Genomic DNA, 13,996 nt, shown 5'->3' with positions numbered 1-13,996 from the left:
TAGAGTACTTGGTTTGGGACCAAGGTGTCGCAGGTTCGAATCCTGTCTTCCCGACTAGATAACATAGAAGATAGATATACTGATCTATCTTTTTGTTTTTCAAAATAAACTGAATTCAGTAACTATGACTTAGCTAGCATATTTTGTTTTTAAGACTACTTACTTATAGTCGGATTTAATAAGCAATACAATCTTTTAGAACTACTGATCTTGTCTCTTTATATAATCTTATTAGAAAGCAAGGAATTTGATTGCTTAATCAGGTTTAGTATGATTTTAAAGACTAGTGTTCTGGGAGTTTAGGATGTATCAAGCTCTTCAAATGTATTTTCCATTTGAAATGAGTAATATTAAAGATAAAAACCTCTGATAGCAGTAAATACTTGCCTTCAGAGGTTTTTTATATGTGTTGAGTTCGATTTACTACATCAAAGAGTATTCGTCAGATAGCATAATGGTTTCTTTGCCCTTGTTATCAACGATGTAGACTTTTCTAGGAAAGAAAGGGTCAAATTGATAGTTTAAATCAAATGAAATAATGGTGTTGAAGTTTTTTTGTGAGAATCGTAGAGATACTCTTCCTTGGCGGTTGATGATTTCGAACTTGAGGACTGGGCGAAGTTCAAAGACCCCTTTGAGATTGTTATCAATGATGTACCAGAATGAGTCGACAATTTCTTCAGGGAGGCTCGTCATGATGCCAAAGCTGGCATATCGGCCGAGAGTATTTGTAAATGCCATGGGAGACTCCTTTCTTACAGTCTGGATTTTCTTATATGATACCCGAAAATGCTTGAGATTGCAAGAATTTGACCTCTGGTGAGGCCGAATTAGACAAAAGAAAAAGAGCTTGCGCTCTTTGACAACTTTATCGATTCTTTAGTTCAACATAACGTTTGTACCAAATATTGACATAAGCATCTGAAAATGGACCTCTTCCGTTGTTAATCCAATCAACTAGGATTTTGACATTTTCTTTGAGAATGAAATCCAAATCATCAGAATAGTGCATCTGTTTTTTGTGGCGTTCATATTCTTCTACATCCAAGAGGCGTTTTTCACCATCAGCAAAGACTTTGACGTCTAAATCATAGTCAATGTATTTTAGAGCTTCATTATCCAGATAGTACGGGCTGGCTAGGTTGCAGTAGTATGAAGTTCCATTGTCGCGAATCATGGCAATGATATTAAACCAATATTTTTTATGAAAATAGACAATGGCAGGTTCACGTGTTACCCAACGTCGGCCATCACTTTCTGTTACCAGTGTGTGGTCATTAACGCCAATAATGGCGTTTTCTGTTGTCTTTAGTACCATGGTATCTCGCCAGGTGCGGTGAAGATTCCCATCATGCTTATAACTTTGAATTGTAATAAAGTCGCCTTCTTTTGGAAGTTTCATAACTTACCAACTTTCTACAATTTATAAGTTCATCTTCTATATTGTAACATATTTTCATAGAAATGCATAAGTTTTCATTGGAAATCTTAAAGATATTCTCTCAGGGCGCTAGCGATGTCGGAGAAATCATAGCCTTTGCGGGCTAGAGCTTGGGTTAGACGTTGTTTTAAGTCATAACCGTCGTACTTTTTTGAGTACTTGCGGTATTGCTTGTCTAGCTCTTTATAAAGCAGTTCTTGCTGGTTTTCTTGGTCTTCTTCGATTTCCAAATGCTGATAGGCTGTTTTGGCTTGGCTGTATGAAAAACCTTTGTTTATCATGGATTGAAGTATTTTATCTTGTAAGGCCTTGCTGGGCAGTTTTCCTTGGTATTTTTTGAGCATCTTTCCGGCAACCTTGTCTGTTAATTCAGTAAAATTAAACTGGCTCAATTCTTCTTCTATGATAGTGCTAGAAATCCCTTTTTGACTGAGTTTTTGCTTGAGAACAAAAGCGCCTTTGTCACCAGTGAGAAGATTGGATTGGATAAAAGAGTTAGCATATTTTCTATCATTAATCCAATTATCCTTTTTTAGATTGTCCAAGACTTGGCTGATGATTTCTGGTTGGATGTCTTGCTGTGTTAAGTAGTCTTTAACTTCCTTGGCAGTTCTTTGCTTGAAGGAGAGATGGTAAAGGGCTAGATTTTTTCCGTAGGAAAATTGGGCATAGTCTTGAATTTCTAATAGCTCTTGCTCTGTGATTTCCATTCCTTTAGATAGCATGAAGCGAACGATGGTGTCTTCTGTGATATAGAGCTTTTCACTGTCGTCCAACTCCAAGAGGTAGAGTCTTTTTTTCTTTTCGATTTTTGTGATTTTCATAGGAGATTTTGGTAAAGTCCTTTCTTTTATCCAAATGCTTCAAAGGCAGCAATCAAGCGCAGTTTGTCTGTATCAACATCCTTCCTGCCATAGTAGTCAAGAAATAACTCTGCATATTTAGGTTCAGATAAATTATAAGTAAGAGACCAGATTGCCCAGTAAAGATCAATGTGGCGGTCGCTAAGGCCGGCGAGGCCAAGGTCAATAAAGCAGGAGAAGGTTGAAGCGTCTTTCAGAATGAAATTAGGCAAGCAGGCATCTCCGTGAATCAAGGAGTCTGACGTCAGTAGGTGTCCCTGCTCTTGGATAAGCTGGTAGGCTTCCTCTCGGTTTTGGATACGAAATTGAGGCAGTAAGGCTTTTTGATAAAAGCAGCCTTTCCGATAATTTTCCTCTGCTTTCCCTTTATAGCATTGGAGGCGCTGTTTGATTGGGAAATGCTGGGGTTGGATGCTGTGAAGTTTTTTTAGTGCAGCAGCCATTGTTTGGCAAAGTTCTTCTGGCTGTTGGAGAAAGGCTAGGGCGTCCTTGCCCTCTGCTTCTTTAGTCAGCAGGTAGTCTTTATCTGTTGTTTGGTAGTGAATGATAGGCACACCGAGACCTTGCTCTTCAAACCATTTGGTAAGTGTGGCTTCTTGGGATAACTGGCCTTTTTGGTCGATTTTCAAATAATAGCCCGTATCAACATAGAAAACACTGGCTGCAGAATGTGAGGAGCTGTCGTAAAAGTTGGCTCCCTCTAGATAAGTTCGTATTTGCTCAGGGAACTGGGCTAGTAGAAGGGATATTTTTTCTGCTTTCATACTTTTATTGTACCATATTTTCAACTAATGCGAGATAGCGTGGTATAATAGAGTCATGAATGTGAAAGTGAAGCAAAGAATCCCTTTGAAAATTAAGAAAATGGGGATTAATGGGGAAGGGATTGGATTTTATAAAAAAACGCTGGTCTTTGTGCCAGGGGCTTTGAAAGGCGAGGAAGTCTACTGTCAGGTGACCAGGGTTCAGCGTAACTTTATCGAGGCCAAGCTCTTGACCATTAACAAGCGGTCAAAATTTCGGGTAGATGCGCCTTGTGAGATTTATGATAGCTGCGGGGGCTGTCAAATCATGCACCTCCACTATGACAAGCAGTTGGAGTTTAAGGAAGATTTGCTGCGTCAGGCCTTGAAAAAATTTGCGCCAGCTGGCTACGAAAACTATGAGATTCGTCCGACCATTGGTATGCAGGAGCCGCTCTATTATCGGGCTAAACTGCAGTTTCAGACTCGGAAGTTTAAGGATGAGGTCAAGGCGGGGCTTTATGCCCAGAATTCCCACTACCTGGTCTCGCTAAAAAATTGTCTGGTTCAGGACAAGGTAACGCAACAGATCATCAATAAGGTAGCTCGGCTTTTAGGCAAGTATAGGCTGCCCATCTATGATGAGAGAAAGACTGCTGGGGTACGAACAGTCATGATTCGCAGGGCCAGAAAGACAGGTCAGGTGCAGATGATTTTTGTGACAGGGCGCAAGCTGGACTTTTCTCCAGTCGTCCGAGACCTAGTGGCTGAATTTCCAGAATTGGAGACAGTAGCGGTCAATTATCATACGAGCAAGTCTAGTGAGATTTATGGGGATAAGACAGAGATTATCTGGGGCCAGGAGGCTATCCAAGAAGGAGTGCTGGATTATGAGTTCTCCCTGTCGCCTCGAGCTTTCTATCAGCTCAACCCTGAACAGACAGAAGTGCTCTATGGAGAGGCAATTAAGGCGCTGGATGTAACGGAAGAAGACCATTTGATTGATGCTTATTGCGGAGTGGGAACTATCGGCTTTGCCTTTGCTAAAAGGGTCAAGTCTCTACGTGGCATGGACATCATCCCTGAGGCCATTGAAGACGCTAAGCGCAATGCAAAAAGGATGGGCTTTGACAATACGCTCTACGAGGCTGGGACGGCAGAGGAGATTATTCCTCGCTGGTACGCTGAGGGTTATCGGGCGGATGCCTTGATTGTCGATCCACCGCGGACAGGTCTGGACGATAAGCTGCTGGAGACAATTGTTCGTTATGCACCTGAGAGGATGGTCTACGTTTCCTGTAATGTCTCAACTCTGGCTCGGGATTTGGTCAAGCTTTGTCGGGTTTACGATGTCCACTACATCCAGTCGGTTGATATGTTTCCGCATACCGCTCGGACAGAGGCAGTGGTGAAATTGTCTAAACGAAGCAGCGCGCGCTCGAGTTGATTTAAAAATGGCTCGCAAGAGTTGACAAATAGTTTTAAAAAAGACTTGGTTTTCTGTGATACAGGGCTAAGCCTTTTCTTTTGTCAAGATTGCAATGGTTTTATCTTAAGCATAAGCTAGGAAGGTTAGTCTCCACCTCAATTAGTCAAAAAAAGAGAACACTCGTCAAGTGTTCTCCAATGGTAATCGGTTATATTAGAATAAGCCAAAGACTAGGACTGCAAGGACGGCACCAATGATTGGTCCGACAACTGGAATCCAAGCATAGCTCCAATCGCCATCTCCTTTTTTGGGAATAGGAAGAAGACTGTGCATGATACGAGGTCCTAAGTCACGAGCTGGGTTGAGGGCATAGCCAGTTGTTCCACCAAGTGAGAGACCAATCCCGACAATCAATGTTCCGACTGCAAAAGTACCAATGCCTGCTTGCAGCTTATAAAGTCCAAGAGCGAAGATAGTCAGCACAAGGACAAAAGTTCCAAGAATCTCACTAATCAGGTTAGAGAAGGTATCTTTGATAGCTGGTCCTGTGCTGAATGTACCCAAAACGTTAGCTGGATTTTCTTCTGCCAAATAGTGAGGCTTGAACTGTAGGAAGACGAGGAACTGTCCAACCATAGCGCCTGCAAACTGAGCAAGGATGTAAGGAAGAACAGATGCCCAAGGCAAATCACCTTTCAGAGCTACTCCGATAGTTAGGGCAGGATTCAGATGGGCTGGTCCAAGGTTGCCGGATACAAAAGCAGCGATGGCAACGGCAATCCCCCATCCCATGGTAATCACAATCCAACCTGAATTGTGACTCTTGGTTTTGGGAAGAACCACACCAGCGACCACTCCATTTCCCAGAAGGAGCAAGAGCAGTGTTCCTAAAAATTCGCCAAATATTTCTTTCATCATTTATGTTACTCCATTTAAAAGAAGGGGAGGCAGACAGTTGTTTTGCCTACCGCCTCTTCTCGTACTTTCTATTTTTTTAATTCTTCTAAATCGTTATTTGCAAGGGCAGCTTGAACATTGTGTCGATAAGCTACTTTTTCATCTTCTGTCCAGTCGTAGAAGCGTCCCATTTCATCTAGAACAGGCTCTACAATAGCGTCTAAACCATCCCGCATAAAGAGCATGTGGTTAGTCCGACGAAGTAGGAAGTCGACTGGGCTAAGTGCTAATTCATTACGCATGGCATAATGCAGTGACAAGGTATCTGCTAGGCTGAGACCTGGTGCTTGCTCGATACTGTGTGCGAGGGCAAAGACTTTAGGAGCATTCGAACCGTAAAGGTTTGCAAGATAGAAGGCTTCTTTGCTGTCTAAGCCGCGTGATACACCAAGTTGAGCAAAAGCTTCGATTTCGGAATCCACATTGGCTGGATTGAGCTCTCCGCCTGAAACAGGGTAGGTCTTAGAGTTGATGAGCTTGAAGCTGCGGTCGAATTCTGCTTTTAAGATTTCAACCACGCGCTCCATAGCGCCTTCAGCCATCTTACGATAGTCCGTAATTTTACCGCCAGCAAGGGTCAAGAGACCATTGTTATCACGTTCCAAGCTGGAACCGCGGGACACAGCAGATGGGTCCAAGTGTTTTTCAGACGTGCTGCTTTCGAGTTGCGTAACAGCCGCTTCAACATCCTCACGGGATTTTTCTTTGGCTAGATAGCTTTCAACAGTCGCAATCAGTGCATTGAAGCTTTCATCGCTGATTGTACCGTTATTACCACCATTGTAGTCAGAAGCGCTGTTTCCTGCAATCAGAGGACGCAGACCAGCCCAGCTGCTTTCGATGTCGTCAATTGTGATCTTTGCTTCTGGGAAGCGATTATTGACAATGCCCAAGAGGTAATCCACATCTTCTTGTGTTACTTTTGGATGCTCTAGGTCGCCATTGTAGTCAGTGTCAGTCGTACCAAAGTAAGTTTTATTTTCACGTGGAAGCACAAAGACCATCCGGCCGTCTCCCAAGCCTGTATCAAAGTAGACTGGCTGAGAAACCTTGATCTTGCTAGAGTCAACTACTAAGTGAACACCCTTAGTTGGACGCATTTGTGAATATTGCTCACCGTCATTTGACAGATTGCGCACCTTGTCGCTCCAAGGTCCAGTTGTATTGATGACTAGGCGAGCCTTGATTTCAAAGACTTCATCCGTTAAGAGGTCACGCGCAACAACACCTGTAATCTTTCCAGCTTCATCAAAGAGGAAACCTTCTGCCTTGACATGGTTGGCAATCAGAGCGCCGTCTTGGTTGGCGCGTTTGATATTTTCAATCACGAGGCGAGCGTCGTTGTTGCGGAAGTCAAGATAAACACCACCGCCGACTAAGCCTTCCTTCTTAAGTTCAGGTTCCCGTTCTAGCACTTCTTCCTTGCTCAGAACCTTGTTGGCAGCCGGAGTGTTGTTGACACCAGCCAAGAGGTCATAGAGGTCCATAGCTACTTTGAGACGGAAGAGGCTGAAGGTAGCGCCGTCTTCTTCATAGACAGGAAGCAGCATTGGATCTGGTTTTGGAATATGGGGGGCAATTTGCTGAACCACAGCACGCTCAGAAACTGTATCTGAGACCACCTCTACGTCGAATTGTTTGAGGTAACGAAGGCCACCATGGACCAGTTTGGTAGAACGGCTAGAAGTCCCTTCAGCAAAGTCCTGCATTTCAATCAGACCAGTCTCCAGACCACTAGCTGCCGCTTGCAAGGCTACTCCAGCACCGGTAATCCCACCACCAATAATCAGGAGGTCCAGGGTGCGTTCCTGCATTTTTTTAATCGATAATTCACGTGTTTTCTTTGAAAATTCCATAATTACACACTTTCTAACTTAGTCGTTTCATGCTTCTACTGACTTGATTATCAAATGAAAATCAGTTTTAGTCGTCGATTTCTGCAAAGACTTGAGTTGCCTTAACGGCTTTTTTCCATCCTTTGTAGAGTTGTTCCTTGCGGGATTCATTCATAGACGGCTCAAAGAGTTCTCCAGTTTCATTGAGAGTGCGGAGTTCGTCCAAGTCTTTCCAGTAGCCTACTGACAGTCCTGCCAAGAAAGCTGCACCGAGAGCAGTCGTTTCTAAGTTTTTAGCACGGGCGATATCGATTCCCAAAATGTCAGCCTGGAACTGCATGAGGAAGTTGTTCATAGCAGCACCGCCGTCGACTTTGAGGACTTGAATAGCAGTCTTGGCATCCACCTGCATAGTGTCAATGATGTCGCGTACTTGGTAAGCGATGGATTGCAGAGTAGCCTTGATAAAGTCTTCTTTGCTTGTTCCACGAGTTAAGCCAAAGACTGAACCACGAGCATTTTGATTCCAGTATGGAGCCCCTAGACCTGTAAAGGCAGGTACGACATAAACTTCGTCATTGTTGTGAGAATTGAGAGCATATTTTTCAGACTCTGGTGAATTTTCAACCATGCGAAGTCCATCACGAAGCCACTGAATGGCACTTCCTGCGATGAAGATAGAACCTTCCAAGGCATAGTAAACCTTGCCGTTGATTCCGTAACCAATCGTTGTCAAGAGGTTATTTTCAGACAACTGCATCTCTTCCCCAGTATTCATGATGATGAAAGAACCTGTTCCATAAGTATTCTTGACCATACCTGGTTCAAAGGCCAACTGCCCAAAGAGGGCTGCCTGTTGGTCCCCAGCCATACCTGAGATTGGCACTTCTCCACCGTAGAAATGGAATGGAGCTGTCTTACCGTAGATTTCAGAGTTAGAACGAACTTCTGGCAGCATAGCCTTAGGAATGTTGAGGATTTCCAAAATCTCATCATCCCATTTGAGTTCTTTAATGTTATAAAGCATGGTACGAGCTGCATTTGAGTAGTCCGTCACGTGAGCCGCACCGTCAGTCAATTTCCAAACCAACCAAGTATCAATGGTACCAAAGAGCAATTCTCCTTTTTCTGCTCGCTCTTGAGCGCCTTCTACATGGTCCAAAATCCAACGAACCTTAGTTGCTGAGAAGTAAGCGTCAATAATCAAACCAGTCTTTTCATGGAATTTTTCCACATAGCCTTGGCTTTTCAGCTGTTCAGCCAGAGGAGCGGTCTGGCGAGATTGCCAAACGATAGCATTGTAGATAGGAAGGCCTGTATTCTTATCCCAGACGACAGTTGTTTCGCGCTGGTTGGTGATTCCGATTGCTTCGATTTGATTAGGTTTGACTCCACTTTCGATGAAGGCGCCGGCGATAACAGATTGAACAGAGTTCCAAATTTCATTGGCATTGTGCTCAACCCATCCAGCTTGAGGGAAAATCTGAGTAAATTCTTTTTGACTGGAGCTAACTTTTTCTCCTTTTTTGTTAAAGATGATGGCGCGGGAACTAGTCGTTCCTTGGTCGATGGCCATGATGTATTTTTCTTGTGACATGAACTGTCCTCCTGGTAAAAATCTTGAGGATGTTTCCTCTACAGTAACTAGTATATAAAATAAAACGCTTTCTTTTTTATCAACTTTTTTTAAATTTTAAAAAAATCTGAGGAGATTGTGCGAAAATCACAAAGAAACCTGGATTTCTCCAAGTTTCTTAATGAAATATCATGTGACGGATTTGAGCCAAATCTTCCAAATCCAAGTCATTTTTTAAATAATAGATAGGAACCTGCTGGGTCTGATGAATAGGATTGTTGGTGATGATGAGGTCATAATTTCTGGTAAGGTCGTAGGATTCAATCGTAATAAAGCGATTGTACTCTAAGTACCGTCTTAAAATGGCCGTCATCCTAGAAACAACGATAAAGCTATCTGTCAAGTCCATGCCTATCTTGATGACTTGACCGTCGTTTTCAGCAATGTATTCCATCAGCTGGAGCCATTCCCACAAAACCTTTTTATCCAGAGATGTTCCCTGCTGAAAAATAGGCAGTTTGCTAAAAATAGTGTCTGCCACTTGTCGATGATCGTCTTCGCTCCATAAGTAAGGATGGCGCAATTCCAGATCATGCTTGTATTTGTCTTGCAAGAGATAGCCTCGGAAAAGAAAGACGCGGGCGCAGAGCTGACTGAGTTCGTAGGTCACTTGGTCTTCAATGTAGTCACCTAGCAAGTCCTGAGACTTCATCTCTTGAATCAGTTGCGTAATCAGACTGGCAATTTCACCGCCAAAGCCCAGTATATACTCCATGGTGTGCAGGGGTAAAATCCGATGGGAAAGCAGAAATGAAAAGAAAATCATCATTTCGCCATCTTCCTGACTCAGAGTGATGTGCTGTCCGGCAAAGAAATCATTTGTCCGGCGATGCAAGCGTTGGTAGAAGATATTTTCAAAATAGCCCTGCATTTTCTGCTCAATATTTTGAAATTGACAGGCATTGACTCTTAGGCGTTGTTGGGTAATATGTGCCCAAAGGGCCAAGTCCAATCGCTGCCCTTGAGAGAGCTGGGCTCCGCATAGTTCTTCTAAGACGGCAACTTCCTGCCTTCTTTCTGGTTTTTGAAGTTCTTTTTCCCAATCTTGACTGGACCAGACCTTGCGAAAGAGGCAGAAATAAAAATAGCGGATCTGGTGCTCAGGACCTTTTAAGCGGCCATTTTGGATAGATAGCTCAAACTCTGATAAAATCTGATTTAGCCCAGATATATGGCGGCCGAGGGTTGCTTCACTGATCATCAGTTCCTGAGCTAATTGATGGGCTAAAAACTGCTGATGATAGAGCAAGTAGTTTAAAATCTGGTATTTGACAGCATTGCCCAAAAAGAGTCTGCGGATATCCCGTCCCTTGGTATCAGAACCGATGGACAGACTGAGCGTTTCGTCCTGAAGCTGGATGGATAAGGCTACATGATGGTCCACAGCCTTGTCGTTAATCAGGCTAATGTACTTGGTCAAAGTAGCCTTTGAGAATTCTGTTTCGGATATGACAGCCTTCAAATTGGATGTAGAATGCTGTTGTAAATAAGCAAGAACGATAAACTGGCCCGCTTCACTCTTTTCCATCAAGTCTGCAAGATACATACGAAAACCCTTTCAATTCACTAATCTTAGCTTATCACAAAAGGGAAAAAAGACGAAGCAATGTGCTTTATATTTTCTTATCGTTGTCTAAGGAAATAATAAATTGAAACAATCTGTCATTATGTCTATCTTAATTCGCTATTCCATTTCTTTTGAACAAGCATAAGAAGAGTAATCTCTCTCACTTTTTTGCTTTGGGTCTGATAGATTTTTTATGGTATAATTGTAGAAAAATGACGATGAGGGAACAGCTATGGATAATGTGATTGATTTGTCTATCCCAGTGGCAGAAGTGATTGAGAAGCAGCCCGAGGTTTTGGATGTTCTGGTAGAATTAGGCTTTAAGCCTCTGGCCAATCCTGTCATGCGTAATACAGTTGGGCGCGTGGTTTCTATCAAAAAAGGCGCTGGTATGAATGGCATTGACCTGAATAAAATCAAGCAAACTCTGGAATTAAACGGCTATGAAGTGGTGGGGATTTAGGAATGGCTACTGAACGCATTGAAGTCCTCAAGTCTATCTTGCTGGATTTACATAACGGAGCTTCTGCAGAGTCCGTTCAGGAGCTCTTCAACGAGCATTTTACTGGAGTGTCTGCTATTGAGATCAGCCTGATGGAGCATGAGCTGATGAACTCAGATACGGGAGTGACTTTCGAAGATGTCATGTCCCTCTGTAATGTCCATGCCAACCTCTTTAAAGGTGCCATTCAGGATGTGGAGGTGGCTGATACCGACCATTCAGGCCATCCCGTTCAGATTTTTAAGCAGGAAAATCTAGCGCTGCGGGCTGCCCTTATGCGGGTTCGAAGACTCCTATCTACCTATGAAAGCACAGAAGATGAGGAGCTTCTTCCTGAAATCCGCAAGGGACTCCAGCGCCAGCTGGGTTTGGTGGGACAGTTTGATATCCACTATCAGCGTAAGGAAGAGCTTATGTTTCCTATCATGGAGAGCTACGGCCACGATTCGCCACCCAAGGTCATGTGGGGCGTAGACGACCAGATTCGAGACCTTTTCCAAGAGGCTAAGATTGCTGCAGAGCAGCTGCCTGATACTTCGATTCAAGAAGTCAAGGACAAGTTTGAGACTTTTGCTGCTGAGTTTGAAGCTATGATTTTCAAGGAAGAGTCTATTTTACTGATGATTCTCCTCGAGTCCTTTCATCAGGATGACTGGCTCAAGATTGCTGAGGAGAGCGATGCTTATGGCTATGCCATCATCAAACCAACGGAAAAATGGATTCCTGCACGCCACTCATTCTCGGAGGAGGAAGCTGGGGATGCTGCTGATGAAGGAAGCGAAGCGCCAGCCAGTAGAGAACAGACTAGTGATGTCAGATTTGAGCAGGTTATTGATACGCCGGATGGTCAGGTCACCATTTCCTTTCAGCCTAAGGAAAAGAAGGAGCAAGCCTTTAATCGGGACTCCCAGCAGCCTTTTGGTCATGGCTATCTGTCGGTGGTGGAGGCCAATCTGATTTTGGATCATCTGCCCATGGAGATTACCTTTGTCAATAAGGACGATATTTTCCAGTATTATAATGACAGTGTGCCGGCGGACGAGATGATTTTCAAGCGGATGCCGTCCCAGATAGGACGCAATGTCGAGCTCTGTCACCCGCCCAAGTTTTTGGACAAGGTGCGGCGGATTTTCAAGGCTCTGCGTGAAGGAGAGCGGGATAAGTTTGAAATGTGGTTCAAGTCGGAATCGCGGGGCAAGTTTGTCCATGTGACCTATGCGGCGGTGCGGGATGAGGATGGTGAATTTCAGGGGGTGCTGGAGTATGTGCAGGACATTCAGCCCTTTCGTGATATTGACAGTGATTTTTACCGAGATTTGGACTAGGTATTTGCAGTTAGAAAGTGAGAAACATGAGTTACGAACAGGAATTTTTACAGGAGTTTGAAGCTTGGGTCAAGACCCAGATCATGATTAACGAGATGGCGCTCAAGGAGAGTCAGGCAGTCTACGAGGCGGACCAGGACGAGCGGGCTAAGGAAGCGGCCATTCGCTATGAAAGTCGTCTTGATGCCTACCAGTTCCTTTTAGGGAAATTTGCCAACTATCAGGCGGGCAAGGGATTTAATGACCTGCCAGATGGACTTTTGGGTGAGAGAAATTATTGATTTTTCACTGGAAAGGTGTTAGAATAAGTTCATCAGAGGTGTTTTGAATCCCACATTTTACAGAAAGTGGCGGTGCTGAGAAGTCCACAAATGTGTCAAAGCTGGTTGCTGATGAGATGATAAATTGAAATAAACAAAGTTGCGGGCGTTGCCCGAAATTGGGTGGTACCGCGGATATTGATTCGTCCCTGTCATGGATATGGCAGGGACTTTTTTTATGGAAAGTGAGATAGGAAGATGGAGCAAGCACAATTACCAGAACGATTAGAAACGGAGCGCCTCGTCTTACGAGTCCGTACAGTGGCTGATGCTGAGGATATCCATGCCTACGCCAGTTTGCCAGAAGTCTCCTACCCTGCAGGCTTTCCGCCCGTCAAGACCTTGGAAGATGAGATTTATTATCTGGAGCATATTCTGCCCGAGCGCAATCAAAAGGAGAATCTCCCAGCGGGCTATGGGATTGTTGTCAAAGGGACGGATAAGATCATTGGATCTGTGGATTTCAACCACCGGCACGAAGATGATGTACTGGAGATTGGCTATACCTTGCATCCAGACTATTGGGGACGAGGTTATGTCCCAGAAGCAGCGCGTGCCTTGATTGATGTGGCTTTTAAAGAATTGAATCTTCATAAAATTGAATTGTCTTGTTTTGGCTACAATGTCCAAAGTCAACGAGTCGCAGAGAAGCTTGGCTTCACCCTCGAAGCTCGCATCCGAGACCGCAAAGATGCTCAGGGCAATCGCTGTGATGATTTGAGGTATGGGTTGTTGAGGAGTGAGTGGGAGGTGGTTTGATGCACATTTTCATCATTGGGGCTCCGGCTTCTGGGAAAATGACGATTGGTCAAGAGTTATCTCGACTGACAGATGCTACCCTCTTTTATAACCATCAAGCCATCGATTTTGCATTAGAAATCTATCAGGACTTTACAGAGGAAATGTGGGAATTTGTTCGTGGAATCACCTTTTCTTTCCTTGGAGCAAGTGCAAGAAATCAGCGATCAGTAATTTTAACTGACGTAATTGATTTTTCAAATCAGTACCAGCTGATGTATTTAAAGCAAATTCAGGATTTATTGGATAACTTTCATCAAGAGATTCTGTTTGTTGAGTTGGAAACAAGTCTTGAGGAGCGTTTACGTCGAAATCAAACGGAGAACCGGTTGAAGCACAAGCACTTGAAACGGCATATTGAGATATCTGAAAGAGAAATTTTAAAGACCACTGAAACCCTTCAATTAAATTCTAAAATCCAACCGAATGAGCTACATCACTACCTTAAAATAAATAATACGAATCTGTCTGCAGCCGAAGTTGCCAAGCAGATTCAAAATAAAATGAATACAATAGAGAAAGGACACACACATGTCTAAAGAACTTTCACCTAAATACAATCCAGCCGAGGTTGAGGCTG

At 43.6% G+C, this 13,996-nt stretch carries 14 protein-coding genes; 6 read left to right on the top strand and 8 right to left on the bottom strand.

Annotation, left to right across the window (positions count from 1 at the left end; genetic code table 11):
- Positions 1–423: 423 nt before the first annotated feature.
- The 4 genes from RYK49_RS11215 to RYK49_RS11200 all read right to left on the bottom strand — a co-directional run bounded on the left by RYK49_RS11215 (position 424) and on the right by RYK49_RS11200 (position 3,068).
- The gene (locus tag RYK49_RS11215) at positions 424–741 is read right to left on the bottom strand and encodes a DUF960 domain-containing protein (protein WP_002899683.1); all 318 of its coding nucleotides are present in this window, start codon (positions 739–741) and stop codon (positions 424–426) included.
- Between the two features lie 127 nt (positions 742–868).
- Complete coding sequence (locus RYK49_RS11210) at positions 869–1,402, bottom strand: DUF402 domain-containing protein (protein WP_002896978.1); 534 nt, start codon at positions 1,400–1,402, stop codon at positions 869–871.
- Between the two features lie 86 nt (positions 1,403–1,488).
- A complete protein-coding gene (gene recX / locus RYK49_RS11205; protein WP_314830832.1) occupies positions 1,489–2,265 on the bottom strand; it encodes a recombination regulator RecX in 777 nt (258 codons plus the stop codon).
- Between the two features lie 26 nt (positions 2,266–2,291).
- The gene (locus RYK49_RS11200) at positions 2,292–3,068 is read right to left on the bottom strand and encodes an aminoglycoside 3'-phosphotransferase (protein WP_314830833.1); all 777 of its coding nucleotides are present in this window, start codon (positions 3,066–3,068) and stop codon (positions 2,292–2,294) included.
- Between the two features lie 55 nt (positions 3,069–3,123).
- Here RYK49_RS11200 and rlmD point away from each other — a divergent pair, with 55 nt between their 5' ends.
- Positions 3,124–4,494, top strand: coding sequence for a 23S rRNA (uracil(1939)-C(5))-methyltransferase RlmD (gene rlmD / locus RYK49_RS11195; protein ID WP_314830834.1), 1,371 nt, complete (start codon positions 3,124–3,126; stop codon positions 4,492–4,494).
- A 195-nt stretch (positions 4,495–4,689) separates the two neighbouring features.
- Here the strand turns inward: rlmD and RYK49_RS11190 are convergent, their stop codons facing one another.
- The 4 genes from RYK49_RS11190 to RYK49_RS11175 form a co-directional block, all read right to left on the bottom strand.
- Positions 4,690–5,394: an MIP/aquaporin family protein gene (locus RYK49_RS11190; protein WP_060970256.1), complete on the bottom strand. Its 705-nt coding sequence runs from the start codon at positions 5,392–5,394 to the stop codon at positions 4,690–4,692.
- 68 nt (positions 5,395–5,462) lie between these two features.
- Positions 5,463–7,289 carry a type 1 glycerol-3-phosphate oxidase gene (gene glpO / locus RYK49_RS11185; protein WP_314830835.1) on the bottom strand — a complete coding sequence of 609 codons (1,827 nt, stop codon included), beginning with the start codon at positions 7,287–7,289 and terminating at the stop codon, positions 5,463–5,465.
- 67 nt (positions 7,290–7,356) lie between these two features.
- Positions 7,357–8,865 carry a glycerol kinase GlpK gene (gene glpK, locus RYK49_RS11180; protein ID WP_314865724.1) on the bottom strand — a complete coding sequence of 503 codons (1,509 nt, stop codon included), beginning with the start codon at positions 8,863–8,865 and terminating at the stop codon, positions 7,357–7,359.
- Positions 8,866–9,022: 157 nt separating this feature from the next.
- The gene (locus tag RYK49_RS11175; protein ID WP_314830836.1) at positions 9,023–10,450 is read right to left on the bottom strand and encodes a helix-turn-helix domain-containing protein; all 1,428 of its coding nucleotides are present in this window, start codon (positions 10,448–10,450) and stop codon (positions 9,023–9,025) included.
- Between the two features lie 253 nt (positions 10,451–10,703).
- On the opposite strand from RYK49_RS11175, the gene RYK49_RS11170 reads away from it, so the two are divergent.
- From RYK49_RS11170 to RYK49_RS11150, 5 genes are all read left to right on the top strand, one after another.
- Complete coding sequence (locus tag RYK49_RS11170; protein WP_037617645.1) at positions 10,704–10,934, top strand: DUF1858 domain-containing protein; 231 nt, start codon at positions 10,704–10,706, stop codon at positions 10,932–10,934.
- Positions 10,935–10,936: 2 nt separating this feature from the next.
- Positions 10,937–12,298, top strand: a complete 1,362-nt coding sequence (locus tag RYK49_RS11165) for a DUF438 domain-containing protein (protein ID WP_314865722.1) — start codon at positions 10,937–10,939, stop codon at positions 12,296–12,298.
- A 26-nt stretch (positions 12,299–12,324) separates the two neighbouring features.
- Positions 12,325–12,579: a DUF1912 family protein gene (locus RYK49_RS11160; RefSeq protein WP_268683329.1), complete on the top strand. Its 255-nt coding sequence runs from the start codon at positions 12,325–12,327 to the stop codon at positions 12,577–12,579.
- A 237-nt stretch (positions 12,580–12,816) separates the two neighbouring features.
- A complete protein-coding gene (locus RYK49_RS11155; RefSeq protein WP_314830838.1) occupies positions 12,817–13,377 on the top strand; it encodes a GNAT family protein in 561 nt (186 codons plus the stop codon).
- The gene (locus RYK49_RS11150) at positions 13,377–13,955 is read left to right on the top strand and encodes an AAA family ATPase (protein WP_314865720.1); all 579 of its coding nucleotides are present in this window, start codon (positions 13,377–13,379) and stop codon (positions 13,953–13,955) included. The genes RYK49_RS11155 and RYK49_RS11150 overlap by 1 nt, the downstream gene beginning before the upstream one ends.
- The last annotated feature ends 41 nt before the right edge of the window (positions 13,956–13,996 follow it).

Origin of the sequence: uncultured Streptococcus sp. (assembly GCF_963525625.1) — a bacterium.
Taxonomy (GTDB): domain Bacteria; phylum Bacillota; class Bacilli; order Lactobacillales; family Streptococcaceae; genus Streptococcus.
The sequence above is the reverse complement of the archived record's forward strand: the minus strand, read 5'-3'. Positions and strand labels throughout refer to the sequence as shown.

What these genes read in the sequence shown, in the direction of transcription:
- RYK49_RS11215 (WP_002899683.1), bottom strand. Translation starts at nt 741, where the DNA reads ATGGCATTTACAAATACTCTCGGCCGATATGCCAGCTTTGGCATCATG.
- RYK49_RS11210 (WP_002896978.1), bottom strand. Translation starts at nt 1,402, where the DNA reads ATGAAACTTCCAAAAGAAGGCGACTTTATTACAATTCAAAGTTATAAG.
- recX (WP_314830832.1), bottom strand. Translation starts at nt 2,265, where the DNA reads ATGAAAATCACAAAAATCGAAAAGAAAAAAAGACTCTACCTCTTGGAG.
- RYK49_RS11200 (WP_314830833.1), bottom strand. Translation starts at nt 3,068, where the DNA reads ATGAAAGCAGAAAAAATATCCCTTCTACTAGCCCAGTTCCCTGAGCAA.
- rlmD (WP_314830834.1), top strand. Translation starts at nt 3,124, where the DNA reads ATGAATGTGAAAGTGAAGCAAAGAATCCCTTTGAAAATTAAGAAAATG.
- RYK49_RS11190 (WP_060970256.1), bottom strand. Translation starts at nt 5,394, where the DNA reads ATGATGAAAGAAATATTTGGCGAATTTTTAGGAACACTGCTCTTGCTC.
- glpO (WP_314830835.1), bottom strand. Translation starts at nt 7,289, where the DNA reads ATGGAATTTTCAAAGAAAACACGTGAATTATCGATTAAAAAAATGCAG.
- glpK (WP_314865724.1), bottom strand. Translation starts at nt 8,865, where the DNA reads ATGTCACAAGAAAAATACATCATGGCCATCGACCAAGGAACGACTAGT.
- RYK49_RS11175 (WP_314830836.1), bottom strand. Translation starts at nt 10,450, where the DNA reads ATGTATCTTGCAGACTTGATGGAAAAGAGTGAAGCGGGCCAGTTTATC.
- RYK49_RS11170 (WP_037617645.1), top strand. Translation starts at nt 10,704, where the DNA reads ATGGATAATGTGATTGATTTGTCTATCCCAGTGGCAGAAGTGATTGAG.
- RYK49_RS11165 (WP_314865722.1), top strand. Translation starts at nt 10,937, where the DNA reads ATGGCTACTGAACGCATTGAAGTCCTCAAGTCTATCTTGCTGGATTTA.
- RYK49_RS11160 (WP_268683329.1), top strand. Translation starts at nt 12,325, where the DNA reads ATGAGTTACGAACAGGAATTTTTACAGGAGTTTGAAGCTTGGGTCAAG.
- RYK49_RS11155 (WP_314830838.1), top strand. Translation starts at nt 12,817, where the DNA reads ATGGAGCAAGCACAATTACCAGAACGATTAGAAACGGAGCGCCTCGTC.
- RYK49_RS11150 (WP_314865720.1), top strand. Translation starts at nt 13,377, where the DNA reads ATGCACATTTTCATCATTGGGGCTCCGGCTTCTGGGAAAATGACGATT.